General features: G+C 67.1%; 15 protein-coding genes. All 15 read left to right on the forward strand.

Going from position 1 to position 14,870, the window contains the following annotated elements; all coding sequences use genetic code 11:
• The first annotated feature begins 328 nt into the window (after positions 1-328).
• The 15 genes from ACWF0M_RS21805 (at position 329) to ACWF0M_RS21875 (ending at position 14,690) form a co-directional block, all read left to right on the forward strand.
• Complete coding sequence (locus ACWF0M_RS21805; RefSeq protein ID WP_452237515.1) at positions 329-1,138, forward strand: IclR family transcriptional regulator; 810 nt, start codon at positions 329-331, stop codon at positions 1,136-1,138.
• On the forward strand, positions 1,138-2,322 hold the full coding sequence (locus tag ACWF0M_RS21810) for an MFS transporter (RefSeq protein ID WP_452237516.1): 1,185 nt from the start codon (positions 1,138-1,140) through the stop codon (positions 2,320-2,322). The genes ACWF0M_RS21805 and ACWF0M_RS21810 overlap by 1 nt, the downstream gene beginning before the upstream one ends.
• Positions 2,323-2,536: 214 nt before the next feature.
• Positions 2,537-3,166 (forward strand): 50S ribosomal protein L10, encoded by a 630-nt coding sequence (gene rplJ / locus ACWF0M_RS21815; protein ID WP_130384664.1) that lies wholly within the window; start codon positions 2,537-2,539, stop codon positions 3,164-3,166.
• Positions 3,167-3,229: 63 nt separating this feature from the next.
• Positions 3,230-3,616 (forward strand): 50S ribosomal protein L7/L12, encoded by a 387-nt coding sequence (rplL, locus tag ACWF0M_RS21820; protein WP_133789427.1) that lies wholly within the window; start codon positions 3,230-3,232, stop codon positions 3,614-3,616.
• Between the two features lie 276 nt (positions 3,617-3,892).
• The gene (locus ACWF0M_RS21825) at positions 3,893-4,840 is read left to right on the forward strand and encodes an ABC transporter ATP-binding protein (protein WP_452237517.1); all 948 of its coding nucleotides are present in this window, start codon (positions 3,893-3,895) and stop codon (positions 4,838-4,840) included.
• Positions 4,837-5,610 carry an MlaE family ABC transporter permease gene (locus ACWF0M_RS21830; RefSeq protein ID WP_130384661.1) on the forward strand — a complete coding sequence of 258 codons (774 nt, stop codon included), beginning with the start codon at positions 4,837-4,839 and terminating at the stop codon, positions 5,608-5,610. The genes ACWF0M_RS21825 and ACWF0M_RS21830 overlap by 4 nt, the downstream gene beginning before the upstream one ends.
• 13 nt (positions 5,611-5,623) lie before the next feature.
• Complete coding sequence (locus tag ACWF0M_RS21835) at positions 5,624-6,442, forward strand: MlaE family ABC transporter permease (RefSeq protein ID WP_452237570.1); 819 nt, start codon at positions 5,624-5,626, stop codon at positions 6,440-6,442.
• Positions 6,439-7,767, forward strand: a complete 1,329-nt coding sequence (locus ACWF0M_RS21840) for an MCE family protein (protein WP_452237518.1) — start codon at positions 6,439-6,441, stop codon at positions 7,765-7,767. The genes ACWF0M_RS21835 and ACWF0M_RS21840 overlap by 4 nt, the downstream gene beginning before the upstream one ends.
• Positions 7,764-8,795 carry an MCE family protein gene (locus tag ACWF0M_RS21845; RefSeq protein WP_452237519.1) on the forward strand — a complete coding sequence of 344 codons (1,032 nt, stop codon included), beginning with the start codon at positions 7,764-7,766 and terminating at the stop codon, positions 8,793-8,795. The genes ACWF0M_RS21840 and ACWF0M_RS21845 overlap by 4 nt, the downstream gene beginning before the upstream one ends.
• Entirely contained in the window at positions 8,792-9,805 is a 1,014-nt protein-coding gene (locus ACWF0M_RS21850; RefSeq protein WP_452237520.1) for an MCE family protein, read from the forward strand. Before ACWF0M_RS21845 ends, ACWF0M_RS21850 begins: the two co-directional genes overlap by 4 nt.
• Positions 9,805-10,992, forward strand: a complete 1,188-nt coding sequence (locus ACWF0M_RS21855; protein WP_452237521.1) for an MCE family protein — start codon at positions 9,805-9,807, stop codon at positions 10,990-10,992. Before ACWF0M_RS21850 ends, ACWF0M_RS21855 begins: the two co-directional genes overlap by 1 nt.
• Positions 10,989-12,212: an MCE family protein gene (locus ACWF0M_RS21860; protein ID WP_452237522.1), complete on the forward strand. Its 1,224-nt coding sequence runs from the start codon at positions 10,989-10,991 to the stop codon at positions 12,210-12,212. The genes ACWF0M_RS21855 and ACWF0M_RS21860 overlap by 4 nt, the downstream gene beginning before the upstream one ends.
• Positions 12,209-13,498, forward strand: coding sequence for an MCE family protein (locus ACWF0M_RS21865; RefSeq protein WP_452237523.1), 1,290 nt, complete (start codon positions 12,209-12,211; stop codon positions 13,496-13,498). Before ACWF0M_RS21860 ends, ACWF0M_RS21865 begins: the two co-directional genes overlap by 4 nt.
• On the forward strand, positions 13,495-13,986 hold the full coding sequence (locus tag ACWF0M_RS21870) for a hypothetical protein (RefSeq protein ID WP_452237524.1): 492 nt from the start codon (positions 13,495-13,497) through the stop codon (positions 13,984-13,986). The genes ACWF0M_RS21865 and ACWF0M_RS21870 overlap by 4 nt, the downstream gene beginning before the upstream one ends.
• On the forward strand, positions 13,986-14,690 hold the full coding sequence (locus tag ACWF0M_RS21875) for a hypothetical protein (protein ID WP_452237525.1): 705 nt from the start codon (positions 13,986-13,988) through the stop codon (positions 14,688-14,690). Before ACWF0M_RS21870 ends, ACWF0M_RS21875 begins: the two co-directional genes overlap by 1 nt.
• The last annotated feature ends 180 nt before the right edge of the window (positions 14,691-14,870 follow it).

The following is a 14,870-nucleotide window of genomic DNA, read 5'->3' on the forward strand; positions in this document are numbered from 1 at the left end:
ACGAAATTCCGTGATCGACCGCTGAGGTCCGAACTCGTTCAGCCGGCGATCGAAAACCCGCACGTACTTCCGGATCCTCGCGGATTTGATCCTCCCCGCGGCCGCCACCGCCTCGACAGCCGCGGCGACGTAGCGGAGTCTGCGACAAGCACGGGGCGGTCGTTTGGCGGCGGTAGCCGCACGCTGAGCGGCGCCAGCCGCGCGCAAACGGGTGGGTGGGACCGGCGCGTAGTGCGGCGACGGAGGAGCCGTGCGTAGCACCGCGTGGGTTGACCACAGTTTCCAGATGGCTCGACAGTCTTCCCGTATCGTGGGATATGGTTTCACCATGCAGGAAGTTCGGGGTTCGGTGCAGTCGATTGATCGGGCTGTGGCGATCCTTCGGTGCTTTGATGCGCGGACGCCGGACCTGGGGATCAGTGACCTGGCGCGGGCGACCGGTCTGTCTACGAGCACTGTGCATCGGCTGTTGCTGGCGATGCAGGAGAACGGGCTTGTGCGGCAGACCGCCCACCGGCGGTACGCGATCGGTCCGCTGGTCGTGCAGTTGGCGCACAGCGGTGGGATTCCGGCCGGACTGCATGATGCTGCCCTGCCGGTGCTGCGTGCACTCCGCGATGACACAGGGGAGACCGCGGCCGTGCACGAGTTGCTCCCGTCAGGGCAGCGTGTCGTGCTCGACCAGGTCGAGAGCCATCACCAGTTGCGCCGTACCTACACGGAGTTCGGCCTGCCGGTGGCGCTGCCGCTTGGTGCACCGGGGAAGGCGTTGCTGGCGTTCCTGCCGTTCGAGCGGCAGCAGGAGGTACTGAAGGGCCCGCTCGAGCAGGTGCTGCCCGCGACCATCACCGACCCGGAGGTGCTCGCGGAGCAGTTCGCGGTGATCCGCCGGCGCGGGTACGCGATGTCGCGGACCGAGCGGACGCCGGGGATCTGCAGCGTCGCAGCGCCGGTGTTCGGCTACTCCGGTGAGGTCGCCGGTTGTCTGAGTGTGTCCGGCCCCGAGATGCGGATGCCGGTCGAGCGGATGGAGGAGTACGGGATGCGGGTCGCCGAAGGTGCCTGGTCGGTGTCGGAGTTGCTGGGGGCCACCCCGGTCGCCCGGGACCGCAGTACGGCGCTGGCCGGCGGCCGGTGATGTCACAGGCCCGTAGCCTCTGGAAAATCGCACCTGCGGTCTATCTGCCCGCTTTGCTGTACGGAATCGGTCAGGGAGCGATCGCACCCGTCGTAGCGCTGTCGGCCACGCACCTGGGTGCCTCTGTCGCCGTAGCCGGTCTGGTCGTTGCGGCAGCCGGACTGGGCCAGGTGATCGGCGACATCCCAGCTGGCGCACTCACCAACCGCATTGGCGAGCGCAGCGCGATGCTGTCCGCCACTGTCCTCGTTGCGGTCGCACTGGCTGCCTGTCTGGTAGTTCCAACGGTCTGGGGCCTGGCCATCGCCATCGGCTGCACCGGGCTGGCTGGTGCGGTCTGGGGCCTCGCCCGACAGGCCTACCTGAGTGAGGCCGTACCGATCGCGCTGCGGGCCCGCGCACTGTCCACACTGGGCGGCGTCCAACGCATCGGCTCGTTCATCGGCCCGTTCCTCGGTGCGGGCGCGATGAAGTTCCTCGGTACGGACGGCGCGTACTGGGTGCACCTGGTGGCCGCACTTCTCGCCTGTGCGGTCCTGGTGAGCCTGCCGGACGTCGCGAACCGGCGCGGCAGAGGACCGATCGCGGCACAGTCCACCTGGGGTGTCATCCGCGACCACTTCCCGGTACTGCGGACTCTCGGTGTCGGAGCGTTGCTTGTCGGCGCGGTGCGGGCGTCGCGACAGGTGGTGATCCCGCTGTGGGCGCTGCACATCGGACTGGACGCGCAGACGACCAGCATCATCTTCGGACTGTCCGGTGCGGTGGACATGCTGCTGTTCTATCCGGCCGGTTCGGTGATGGACCGGCTCGGTCGCAAGTGGGTCGCCGTACCGTCGATGATCGTACTGGGGCTGGCGCATCTGCTGCTGCCGTTGACGCATACGACGGTCACGCTGACCGCGGTCGCTTTGCTGATGGGGATCGGGAACGGCCTGGGCGCCGGGGTGATTATGACGCTCGGAGCGGACGCCTCGCCGCCGGTCGGGCGGGCGCAGTTCTTGGGGGCGTTCAGACTGTTCGCCGACACCGGCAACGGCGCCGGACCCCTGCTGCTGGCCGGCGCGACAGCGGCGCTGGGGCTGGCTCCGGCGATCGTGATCATGGCGGGGACGGGGTGGGCTGCCGCGACGGCGATGCACCGCTGGATCCCGCCGCATCCGCGAGCAGAACAGTCGGCTTGACAACCGATTTGGTTGTCAAGCTAGACGTTGATACTGTTATCGAGCCGAAGACCGCTGGTTGCTGCCCTAGGTAGCTGAAGGTCCCACTCAGGTGGGCGGCCCGCGTAGGTGACTTGGATAGTGACATCTGTATGTTCACGCCCCTTGCGCCTGCGCAGGGGCGTTTTTCATTGTCAGGGGTCTTAGGCGTGGAAGCCGAAAGAAGGAGACCCCCATGGCGAGGCCGGACAAGGCAGCCGCTGTCGCGGAGCTGACGGACGAGTTCCGTAGCTCCAACGGCGCCGTGCTGACCGAGTACCGCGGTCTCACCGTTGCGCAGCTCAAGCAATTGCGAGTTTCGCTCGGTGACGACGTGAACTACGCCGTGGTGAAGAACACGCTGACCAAGATCGCGGCCAAGGATGCGGGAGTCGACTCGTTCGACTCGCTGCTCGAAGGTCCCTCGGCAATCGCCTTCATCAAGGGCGACCCGGTGGTTGCGGCCAAGGGTCTGCGTGACTTCGCCAAGGCGAATCCCCTGCTCGTCATCAAGGGTGGAGTGCTGGACGGTAAGGCACTCGGCTCTGACGAGATCAGCAAGCTCGCTGACCTGGAGTCGCGTGAGGTCCTCCTCGCGAAGCTCGCAGGTGCGATGAAGGCGGCCCCGCAGCAAGCGGTGTCGCTGTTCGCTGCTCCGCTGTCGCAGGCCGCGCGCCTGTTCGCGGCGCTGCAGGACAAGTTGCCCGCCGCCCCTGTGCAGGACGCAGTGGCGGACGTCCAGGACACGGTTCAGGACACCGTCCAGGACACGGTCGAGGCACCTGCCGAGGCGAGCACCGAGGAGACTGCCGCAGCGGACAGCTGAGGCAGCTCACGCAACACCCCCATCAGTGATCACCAAGCACCATTGTTAGGAAGGACCGCCACCATGGCGAAGCTCAGCACCGAAGAGCTCCTCGGCCAGTTCAAGGAACTGACCCTGCTGGAGCTGTCGGAGTTCGTTAAGGCGTTCGAGGAGGAGTTCGGCGTCACCGCCGCCGCCCCGGTCGCCGTTGCCGCTGCTCCGGGCGCGCCGGCTGCCGCTGCCGAAGAGGCCGCGGAGCAGGACGAGTTCGACGTCGTCCTCGAGTCGGCCGGCGACAAGAAGATCCAGGTCATCAAGGAGGTGCGCGGTCTCACGAGCCTCGGCCTGAAGGAGGCCAAGGACCTCGTCGAGTCGGCCCCCAAGGCGATCCTGGAGAAGGTCGACAAGGCTGCCGCGGAGAAGGCCAAGGAGGCCCTCGAGGGCGCCGGGGCCACCGTCACCCTGAAGTGATTTAGGAGGGCACCCGGGAACTCCCCGCCTACTGCGCGGAGTTCCCGGGCACCCTCCTGCTTACGTTCCGTCAAGGGACGTAACGAATGTGTTGAGAAGGGCGGTCTCCCGCGGGAGGCCGCCCTTCGCGCGTATCGGTCTGGCTAGGATCGCAATCGCTTGACTTTCAGGGGTTACGCAAAACCGTACTCGTGCGTAACCTGGGCCACTGCCCCGTCGTTGGGACGGCAGAACGTCGTCGGTCGGGGCCAGCAGACATTCCCGTGAGGAGGGCCGGTGGGCGTAGAAGTCCGCGTCGAAGGTCTCACCAAATCCTTCGGTAGCCAGCTGATCTGGGGCGACGTGTCCCTGACGCTGCCGGCCGGTGAGATCTGCGTGATGCTCGGCCCGTCCGGTACCGGCAAGTCCGTGTTCCTGAAGACGCTGATCGGTCTGCTCAAGCCCGACAAGGGTCACGTGTACATCGAGGGCACCGATATCGCCACCTGCAGCGAGCGCGAGCTGTACGACGTACGGCGGCTGTTCGGCGTGCTGTTCCAGGACGGCGCGATGTTCGGCTCGATGAACCTGTACGACAACGTGGCGTTCCCGCTCCGCGAGCACACCAAGAAGTCCGAGTCCGACATCCGCTCCATCGTGATGGAGAAGATGGAGATGGTCGGCCTGGTGGGCGCGGAGAAGAAGCTGCCCGGCGAGATCTCCGGCGGGATGCGCAAGCGGGCCGGCCTGGCCCGCGCGCTGGTGCTGGATCCGCAGATCCTCCTCGTCGACGAGCCCGACTCCGGCCTGGACCCGGTGCGTACGTCGTTCCTGAACCAGGTGATGATCGACCTGAACGAGGCGTTCAGCCCGACGTTCCTGATCGTCACGCACGACGTCAACACCGCGCGCACCGTGCCGGACAACATCGGCATGCTCTACCACCGGCACCTGGCCATGTTCGGCCCGCGGGAGATGCTGCTGTCCAGCGAGGAGCCGGTGGTCCGCCAGTTCCTGAACGCGCAGATGGTCGGCCCGATCGGCATGTCCGAGGAGAAGGACGCCGACGAGCTGGCCGCCGAGGCCGGCCAGGAGCTGCCGCCGCTGCCGCCGATCCCGATCCAGCAGCTGCCCAGCAGCGGCATGCTCCGGCCGACCCAGCGGGAGCCGGGCGCATGGTGCCGGGAGCACGGCATCACCCCGCCGCCGGGTTCGTTCGCCACTTCGACAGTGGGGGCCAGGTGACCGTATCTGCTACCGCCCCGCTGAAGCAGGCAGGTTCGCTGTTCGCCTTCGCGCTCGACACGGGCCGGGCCACGTTCCGGCGGCCGTTCCAGGTGAAGGAGTTCCTCCAGCAGGCCTGGTTCGTCGCGAGCGTGACGATCATCCCGACCGCGCTGGTCGCGATCCCGTTCGGTGCCGTGATCGCGCTGCAGGTCGGCGGCCTGATCAAGCAGTTCGGCGCGCAGGCCTTCACCGGATCCGCTGCGGTGCTGGCCGTCGTACGGGAGGCGTCGCCGATCGCGACCGCGCTGCTGATCGCCGGGGCCGGCGGCTCGGCGATCTGCGCGGACCTCGGCTCGCGCAAGATCCGCGAAGAGCTGGACGCGATGATGGTGCTCGGTATCGACCCGATCCAGCGTCTCGTCGTACCGCGGGTGCTGGCGACGATGCTGGTCGCGTTCTTCCTGAACGGTTTCGTCAGCGTGGTCGGCGTGATGGGCGGCTACGTCTTCAACGTCGTCCTCCAGGACGGCACACCCGGTAGTTACATCGCGAGCTTCACCGCGCTCGCGCATCTTCCCGACCTGTGGCAGGGGCAGGCGAAGGCGCTGGTCTTCGGGTTCATCGCCGCGGTCGTCGCGTCGTACAAGGGCTGCAACGCGGGCGGCGGCCCGAAGGGTGTCGGCGACGCGGTGAACCAGTCGGTCGTCATCACGTTCATGCTGCTGTTCGTCGCGAACTTCTCGATGACCGCGATCTACTTCCAGCTCGTTCCGCCGAAGGGGGCCTGACGTGTCGGCCCTCATGGACGTGCTGGTCAAGAAGCCGCTGAACTCGCTCGACCACCTCGGTGAGCAGCTCGCCTTCTACATCAAGGCGCTGGCCTGGTCCGGCAAGTCCGTCACCCGGTACCGCAAGGAGATCCTCCGGCTGCTCGCGGAGGTCACGCTCGGCAGCGGCGCGCTCGCGGTGATCGGCGGCACCGTCGGCGTGATCACGTTCCTGGCGTTCTTCACCGGCACCGAGGTCGGTCTGCAGGGCTACTCGGCGCTGAACCAGATCGGTACGTCGGCGTTCGCCGGCTTCGTGTCGGCGTACATCAACACCCGCGAGATCGGCCCGCTGATCGCCGGGATCGCGCTCGCCGCGACCGTCGGCTGCGGTTTCACCGCGCAGCTCGGCGCGATGCGGATCAGCGAGGAGATCGACGCCCTCGAGGTGATGGCGATCCCGTCGCTGCCGTTCCTGGTCACCACCCGGATCATCGCCGGCCTGGTCGCGGTGATCCCGCTGTACGTCGTCGGCCTGCTCTCCTCGTACTTCGCGACGAGACTCACCGTCACCACGTTCTACGGGCAGAGCACGGGCACGTACGACCATTACTTCCACCTGTTCCTGCCACCCGGAGACGTGCTCTGGTCGTTCGGCAAGGTGCTGGTGTTCTCGGTCCTCGTGATCCTGGTGCACTGCTACCACGGCTACCACGCGAGCGGCGGCCCCGCCGGTGTGGGCGTCGCCGTCGGACGCGCCGTACGGACGTCCATCGTCGTGATCAACGTCGTCGACCTGCTGCTGTCGATGGCCATCTGGGGTACGACGACCACGGTGAGGTTGGCCGGATGACCAAGCTGATCTCGCACAAGGTGCTGGGCGTCGCGTTCATCGGCGTCCTGGTGTTCCTGCTGTGGCTGACGTACGCGTTCTACGCCAAGGTTTTCACGAAGACCGTGGACGTCGAGCTCAAGACCAGCCACATCGGTCTGCAGCTCAACGAGCACGCGGACGTGAAGCTGCGCGGCATCATCGTCGGCGAGGTCCGCGGCGTGTCCACCGATGGTGACGAGGCGACCGTCGACCTGGCGCTCAAGCCGGACCAGGTGAACGAGATCTCCGCCGCGGTCAGCGCCCGGATCCTGCCGAAGACGCTGTTCGGCGAGAAGTACGTCGCGCTCGTCCCGCCGAGCGGGACAGAAGGCGCGCACATCAAGTCGGGTGACGTGATCAGCCGGGACAAGACCGCGGTCGGCATCGAGATCGAGAAGGTGCTGAACGACGCGCTGCCGCTGCTCCAGGCGGTCGACCCGGCCGACCTGAACGCCACGCTGAACACGCTCGCGACCGCGCTCGAGGGCCGCGGCGCCGAGATCGCCGGCACCCTCACGCAGCTCGACGGGTACCTGAAGAAGCTGAACCCGCACGTCCCGAAGCTGATGGACGCGCTTGCCAAGCTCACCCAGGTCGCCGATCTGTACGGCGACGCGACGCCGGACCTGGTCCGCGCCCTGCGGAACCTGACGATCACCGGCAACACGGTCGTCGAGAAGCAGAAGCAGCTGCAGCAGTTCTTCGTCGACGTGCAGAACCTGTCAACGACCGGGGACACGTTCCTGAAGGCCAACGAGGACAGGGTGATCCGGCTCGGCCAGGTCACCCGCCCCATCCTCGACCTGCTGGAGCGGTACTCGCCCGAGGTGCCGTGCTTCCTCCAGGTGATGACGGAAACGGCCCCGATCCTGAACGACACGTTCCGCGACGGCCGGCTGAACATCAACCTCGAGTTGATCACCAACCAGCCGACGCCGTACGAGCCGAACGAGTTGCCGGTGTACAAGGACCACCGCGGACCGACCTGTGTCGGGAAGAACTACAGCGTCCCCGGCGAGAAGCCCGGTCCGTACAACCAGGAGAACCCGGCGCCGTACGTCACCGGTGACGACGGCGTGATCGGCGACCACAACAAGAACCAGCGCTTCCCGCTGAACCTGCAGCTGAACCGGGCGATGCCGGGGTTCGCGATGGACACGCAGGGCGTTGGCTCGCCGGACGAGCAGAAGGTCATCGACTCGGTCGTCGGCCCGGAGATGGGCGTCGCCGCGAACGACGTACCGGATCTGACGACCCTGATGGTCGGGCCCCTCCTCCGCGGCGGGCAGGTGAACCTCAAATGAGCTTCTTCGACAAGAAGACCACGTTCGACACCGTCCGGCTCGGGATCTTCGTGGTGGTCACGACAATCGCGACCGCGCTGCTGGCGGTGACGATCGGGAACATCAGCTTCAACCCGACGACGAAGTACAAAGCCGTGTTCACCGACGCGGTCGGGCTGAACCAGGGCGACGACGTCCGGATCGCCGGGGTGAAGGTCGGGCAGGTCGACAAGATCGCCCTGTACCAGAACACGTTGGCGATGGTGACGATCAGCGTCGACTCCGACCAGGTGATCGACACCTCGACGCATGCGACGCTGCGCTACCGCAACCTGGTCGGCAACCGGTACGTCGCGCTCACCGACGGCATCGGCGGCGGCGAACGGCTGAAGAAGAACGGCGTCATCCCGAAGGAACGCACGACGCCCGCGCTCGACCTGTCGGTGCTGTTCAACGGCTTCAAGCCGCTGTTCACCGCGCTCACCCCCGCGGACGTGAACCAGTTCGCGTTCGAGGTGATCAAGGTGCTGCAGGGGGAGGGCGGCACGATCGAGTCGCTGCTGGCCAAGACGGCCTCGCTGACCACCACGCTGGCCGACGCCGACCAGGTGATCGGCGACCTGATCACGAACCTGACCTCGACGCTGCAGATCGTCTCCCAGCGGCAGGCGAACTTCTCCCAGCTGCTCGTCAACCTGCAGCAGTTCATCACCGGGCTGAGCCAGGACATCAACCCGATCCTCAGCTCGCTGACCTCGATCAACTCGCTGAACACCAAGACCGCCGGCCTGCTGCAGCAGACCCGGGTGCCGATCAAGGCCGACCTGGACAAACTCCGCGCGGTCGCGACCACACTGGACGACACCCAGTCGATCTGGGTGAAGACGCTGCAGTTCATGCCGGAGAAGCTGAACACGATGACCCGCACCGCGTCGTACGGCTCCTGGTTCAACTTCTACCTGTGCAACTTCGACGGCAACGTCACGCTGCCCACCGGCACCCGCATCCCGGTCGCCTACGACCTGAACTCGGCGAGGTGCAAGAAGTGAAGCCGTTCCGGGAACAGAACCAGGTGACGATCGGCGTAATCGGGCTGACCGTGATCGGGCTGATCATGCTGGCCGCGTTCAAGGCGCAGGACCTGCCGCTGATCGGCGGCGGGACGAAGTACTCCGCGCAGTTCTCCGAGGCCGGCGGCCTGAAGCCGAACGACGAGATCCGGGTGGCCGGCGTCCGCGTCGGCAAGGTCCGCGACGTCGAGCTCGAAGGCACCCACGTCCGGGTCGACTTCGTGGTCGACAAGGGCGTGAAGCTCGGCGACGAGACCGGCGCCGAGATGAAGATCAAGACCCTGCTCGGCCAGAAGTACCTGAAGCTCAACCCGGCCGGCGCCGGCGAGCTCAAGCCGGGCTCCGAGATCCCGCTGGCCCGGACGATCTCGGCGTACGACGTCGTGGACGCCTTCACCGATCTGGCCAACACCACCGAGCGGATCAACACCGCCCAGCTGGCGAAGGCCCTGGACACGTTGTCGGCGACGTTCAAGAACACGCCCGAAGAGGTGCAGGCGTCGCTGACCGGCCTGTCCCGGCTGTCCCGGAACGTGGCCAAGCGCGACGAGCAGCTCAAACTGCTGCTGCAGCACTCGAACGTGGTCACGAAGGTGCTTGCCGACCGCAACCAGCAGCTGATCAAGCTGATGAAGGACGGCAACAAGGTCTTCCAGGCCGTACAGGCCCGGCGGGCGCTGATCCACCAGCTGCTGGTGTCGACGCAGCAGCTGTCCGCGCAGATCACCGCGCTGGTCCGCGAGAACCGCAAGGACCTCGGGCCGACGCTGCAGAAGGTGAACGCGGTGCTCGCCGTACTGCTGCAGAACCAGACCTCGCTGGACGCGAGCATCAAGGGCCTCGCGCCGTTCGTCCGGGTCTTCACGAACACGCTCGGCACCGGGCCGTGGTTCGACACCTACGTGCAGAACCTGGCGCCGGTCCCGGAGATCCCGTTGCCCAAGGTGCTGCCGACCGGGCTGCCGCCGATCCTGGGAGGTGGCGGCTGATGCGGGTGAATGCGATTTCCCGGCTGATCGCGATGGCAGTGGTCCTGGTGATCATCGTGGTCGGCGCCGTGTCACTGTGGCCGAGGCCCGACCGGGTGACGGCGACGGCGTACTTCCCGCGCGCGGTCTCGGTGTACCCGGGGTCGGACGTCCGGATCCTCGGCGTCAAGGTCGGCGAGGTGGAGAGCGTCACCCCGGCCGGCCGGAGCGTGCGGGTGACGTTCTGGTGGGAGGCCAAGCACAAGGTGCCGGCCGAGGCGAAGGCGGTGATCGCCTCGCCGTCGATCGTCGCGGACCGGTACGTGCAGCTCACCCCGGCGTACTCCAAGGGCGCCGTGATGGCCGACGGCGCGCAGATCCCGCTCGAGCGCACCGCCGTACCGCTGGAGCTCGACCAGATCTACCAGAGCCTCAACGACCTGTCCGTGGCGCTCGGGCCGAAGGGCGCGAACGACCAGGGCGCGCTGGCCCGCCTGCTGGACGTCTCGGCGAAGAACCTGAACGGCCAAGGCGCCAAGCTGAACCAGACCATCACCGACGTCTCGAAGCTGACCAGCACGCTGTCGGGCAACTCGTCGGCGCTGTTCAACACGATCCGGCAGCTGCAGACGTTCGTGTCCGCGCTGGCCGCGAACGACCAGCTGGTCCGGCAGTTCAACACGAACTTCGCCACCACCTCGACCACCCTGGCGGGCGAGCGCAAGGACCTGGGTACGGCGCTGTCGCTGCTCGCCACCGCGCTCGGCGAGGTCGCGACGTTCGTCAAGGAGAACCGGACGCTGGTGAAGAACACCGTCACCGGCGCCACCAAGCTGTCGCAGATCCTGGTGAACGAGAAGGCTGCGCTGGCCGAGGTGCTCGACACCGCGCCGCTCGGCCTCGGCAACCTGGCCCGGATCTACAACCCGCAGTACGGCACGCTGGACCAGCGCATCAACCTGGCACAGCTCGACGACCCGGCGACCTTCGTCTGCTCGCTGCTGCTGCAGGCGAACCAGCCGCTGTCGATGTGCTCGACGCTGAAGCCCGTCCTCGACGCGCTCGCCAAGCTTCCGCTGATCGAGCAGCTGACCGGCACCGCACCGGTCAGCGGCGGCCCGGCCGGTACGCCGTGGGCGCCGACGCCGAAGGCCCCGCTGAACAGCCCCGACCCTGTCGACCCGACGCTCGGGGGGCTGGTCCGATGAGACGCCGTACGTCGATTGTCGCCGGAGTGATCGCGCTTGCGACGCTGCTGAGCGGCTGTGACTTCTCCGTCTACTCGCTGCCGTTGCCGGGTGGCGCGAAGATCAAGGGGCCGTCGTACACGGTCACCGTCGAGTTCGCCGACGTCCTGGACCTGGTGCCGAAGTCGTCGGTGAAGGTCGACGACGTCACCGTCGGCACGGTCGAGAAGGTCTGGCTGGACGGGTACGTCGCCAAGGTGCGGATCAAGCTGCCGAAGAGCCTCGAACTGCCGGACAACACGCACGCCACGATCCGCCAGACCAGCCTGCTGGGCGAGAAGTTCGTCTCGCTGGCCCGGCCGACCGGGTCCGAGAAGGCCCGCGGCAGGCTCGACAACGGCGAGCTGATCCCGCTGTCCAGGACCACCAGCAACGTCGAGGTCGAGGAAGTCCTGTCCGCGCTCTCGCTGCTGCTGAACGGCGGCGGCGTCGCGCAGTTGCAGATCATCACGCAGGAGCTGAACAAGGCGCTGACCGGCAACGAGCCGGCCATCCGCAGCGTGCTGACCGAGCTGAACACGTTCGTCGGCACCCTGGACCAGAACAAGACGCGGATCATCACCGCGATCAAGTCGGTCGACGCGCTGGCCAAGAAGCTGAACGCGCAGAAGGCGACGCTGGCGACCGCGATCGACTCGCTGCCGACGTCGATCGCGACCCTCGACAAGCAGCGCGCCGCGCTGGTCAAGACGCTGCAGGCGCTGGCCACGCTGGGCAACACCGCGACCCGGGTGATCACGTCCGCGCAGAAGGACCTGGTGGCCAACTTGCAGTCGCTGTACCCGATCCTGACCAAGCTGGCCGAGGCGGGGGAGAACCTGCCGAAGTCGCTGGAGCTGCTCTTCACCTATCCGTTCCCGGACCAGGCCGCCAAAGCCGCGAAGGGTGACTACACCAACCTCGGGATCACGCTCGACGTGAACACCAAGAAGGCGCTCGACAACCTGCTCGGGATCCAGTTGCCGACAGTCGGCCCGACCGCGCTGCCGACCGGCCGGATCAGCCTCCCGGTGCACCTGCCGACGGGGCAAGGCAGCGCGCTGCCGTCGCTGCCGGTCCCGACCGGGACCACGACGACGTGCATCACCGTGCTCGGGCTGCCGGTCTGCTCGCCGACGCTGAACCGGTCCGGGTTCGATCCCGACCTGGCCAAGGCACTGATGCCGGGGGTGGTCGGATGATCACCAGAGCGGTCCGGATCCAGCTGATGGTGTTCCTGCTGATCACCGTCGTCGGCGTCGCGTTCGTCGGCGCGAAGTACGCCCAGATCGACAAGCTGATCGTCAACACCGACTACACCGTGAGCGCCAGCTTCGTCGAGTCCGGCGGCATCTTCGCGGGCGCCGAGGTGACGTACCGCGGCCAGCCGGTCGGCCGGGTCGGGCAGCTGAAGCTGCTCGACGACGGCGTCCAGGTCGACATGGACATCGACAAGAAGTTCAAGATCCCGAACGACCTGCTCGCGGTGGTCGCGAACCGGTCCGCGATCGGCGAGCAGTACGTCGACCTGCAGCCGCGCCGCGACGGGGCGCCGTACCTGCAGGACAACTCGAAGATCGACCGCAAGGACACCGCGATCCCGATCGACACCACCGAGCTGCTGCTGAACCTGGACCAGCTGGTGAACTCGGTCGACAAGGAGAGCCTGCGGACCACCGTGCGCGAGCTCGGGACGGCGCTGAAGGGCAAGGGCACCGACCTGCAGAAGATCATCGACAGCTCCGGCAAGCTGATCGACGACGCGGACGCGAACGTGCTGCAGACCATCAAGCTGATCAACGACGGCGACACCGTGCTCGCCACCCAGGTGGCCAGCGGCGACGCGATCAAGACCTGGGCGAAGAACCTGGCGCTGCTGTCGGACACCCTGGTCAGCTCGGACAGCAACCTGCGCAAGGTGATCGACCAGGGTTCGCTCGCCTCCACCCAGATCACCGGCCTGATCCAGGACAACAGTGCGTCCGTCGCGGTGCTGCTCGGTAACCTGCTGACGGTGAGCGAACTGACCGCGGTCCGGCTGGACGCCGTCGAGCAGCTGTTCGTGGTGTACCCGGCGGTGTCGATGGGCGGGTACGTCGTACCGGCCAAGAACGCCGAGGGGCACTACGACGCGCACTTCGGGCTGGTCATCGGGCTCCAGCCGCCGGCCTGCCGGCCCGGGTACGGCGGGACGAACAAGCGGGTCCCGCAGGACGTCAAGGACACCCCGGCGAACAGCAAGGCCGGTTGTACGGCGCCGCCGTCGAGCGGGATCAACGTGCGCGGCTCGCAGAACAAGCCGTCGCCGTCGTCGCGCGAGAACCTGAACCGGGCCGGCTACGGGCTCGGGTACGACCCGGCGACCGGTGCCGCGGGCGGGACCGACGGGATGCCGGGAATGATCCTCGGCTCGACCGGCGGACAGCAGGAGCTGCTCGGCAGCGACTCCTGGAAGGCACTCATCCTTGGACCGGTGACCGGCAAGTGATCGCACGGAACGGCCGGCTGGTGCTGGCCTGGGCTCTCAGCGTGCTGCTCCTGGTGGCGATCGCCGGCCTGACGCTGTCGGTGGTCGCCCTGAGCAAGCAGCGGGCGGCCGACTCGCAACGCGACGGCGCGATGAAGGCGGCGCGGCAGTTGGCGCTGGACTTCACGACGTACGACTACCAGACGTCGGACGCGGACTTCAAACGCGTGACCGATGACTCGACCGGGCAGTTCAAGCAGGAGTTCGAGGCCGGGATCGCGGCGGTGAAGACGGACGTGGTGACGAACAAGGCGACCTCCAAGGGCGACGTCAAGGAAGCCGCCGTCGTCTCCAACGACAAGGACTCCGCTCAGGTGCTGGTGATCGTGAACGCGGTGGTGACGAACACGGCCTCGGCCGAGGGCGTCCAGCGCCGGTACCGGATCAAGCTCGACATGGTCCGCGAGAAGGACCGCTGGCTGACCGCCGACCTGCAGGTGGTGGGCTGATGCCGGACCGCCGCAGCCGCCCACGGATCGCCGGTCAGCGCCGTACGGCGAAACCGGACCAGCCGGACGCCCCGACCCAGGTCGTTGCCGAGGACGAACTGGTCGACGATCTGGTCGAGGAGCCTCGTTCGGAGGATGTGACCCCGGCCACAGAAGACGTCTCCGAGGGTACTCTGGAGAAGTCGCCGCCTGCCGAAATCTCTACGGAGAGTGAGCAGAAGCGCGGTCTGGGGGCAGCGTTGACGGCCGCGCTCGGCGTCGTCGTCGTACTCACCCTGACCGTCGCGGCGGTGCTCGGGATCAAGGCGTGGCACGGCAAACAGGCCGAGGACGCCCGCAACCAGGCGGCCGCGGCGGGCCGGAAGGCAGCCGAGACAGCGCTCAGCTACGACTACCGTGACCTGGACAAAAGCTTCGCTGCCGCGCGCGCGACGATGACTCCGGAGTTCGCCGCGAAGTTCGACGAGACCGCGAAGGTGGCCGGCGAGCTGGCCACCAAGACCAAGGCCACGGTGAAGGCCGACGTCCGCGAGGTCGGGGTCCGCGACGGCGACGCCGACCGGGTCACGCTGATCATCTTCGTCAACCAGACGACCACCAGCACGATCACGAAGGGTAGTCCCCGGGTGGACCTGAACCGGACCCGGTTCACGATGGTCCGAAACGGGGACCGATGGCTGGTCCAGGAGATCGCCGGACTGTAATCTCTTCCTAACTCCGTACCAGAGGGGCGCCGGGTGTCTCGTGAGCGATCTGCTCACTGGAGATTCCGGGTCGGTCCTTGACGGAGATGGTGGTCCGACGGCAAACTATTGGACCCCATTGGACAGGCTTGCCTGGATCATGTAGCCTATTGCTTTGCGCTGCCTTTTCTCTCGCCCTCG

It is taken from the genome of Kribbella sp. NPDC055110, from assembly GCF_053607525.1.

Coding starts and splice junctions, on each gene's coding strand:
- ACWF0M_RS21805 (WP_452237515.1), top strand. CDS start 329: ATGCAGGAAGTTCGGGGTTCGGTGCAGTCGATTGATCGGGCTGTGGCG.
- ACWF0M_RS21810 (WP_452237516.1), top strand. CDS start 1,138: ATGTCACAGGCCCGTAGCCTCTGGAAAATCGCACCTGCGGTCTATCTG.
- rplJ (WP_130384664.1), top strand. CDS start 2,537: ATGGCGAGGCCGGACAAGGCAGCCGCTGTCGCGGAGCTGACGGACGAG.
- rplL (WP_133789427.1), top strand. CDS start 3,230: ATGGCGAAGCTCAGCACCGAAGAGCTCCTCGGCCAGTTCAAGGAACTG.
- ACWF0M_RS21835 (WP_452237570.1), top strand. CDS start 5,624: ATGGACGTGCTGGTCAAGAAGCCGCTGAACTCGCTCGACCACCTCGGT.
- ACWF0M_RS21840 (WP_452237518.1), top strand. CDS start 6,439: ATGACCAAGCTGATCTCGCACAAGGTGCTGGGCGTCGCGTTCATCGGC.
- ACWF0M_RS21845 (WP_452237519.1), top strand. CDS start 7,764: ATGAGCTTCTTCGACAAGAAGACCACGTTCGACACCGTCCGGCTCGGG.
- ACWF0M_RS21855 (WP_452237521.1), top strand. CDS start 9,805: ATGCGGGTGAATGCGATTTCCCGGCTGATCGCGATGGCAGTGGTCCTG.
- ACWF0M_RS21860 (WP_452237522.1), top strand. CDS start 10,989: ATGAGACGCCGTACGTCGATTGTCGCCGGAGTGATCGCGCTTGCGACG.
- ACWF0M_RS21865 (WP_452237523.1), top strand. CDS start 12,209: ATGATCACCAGAGCGGTCCGGATCCAGCTGATGGTGTTCCTGCTGATC.
- ACWF0M_RS21875 (WP_452237525.1), top strand. CDS start 13,986: ATGCCGGACCGCCGCAGCCGCCCACGGATCGCCGGTCAGCGCCGTACG.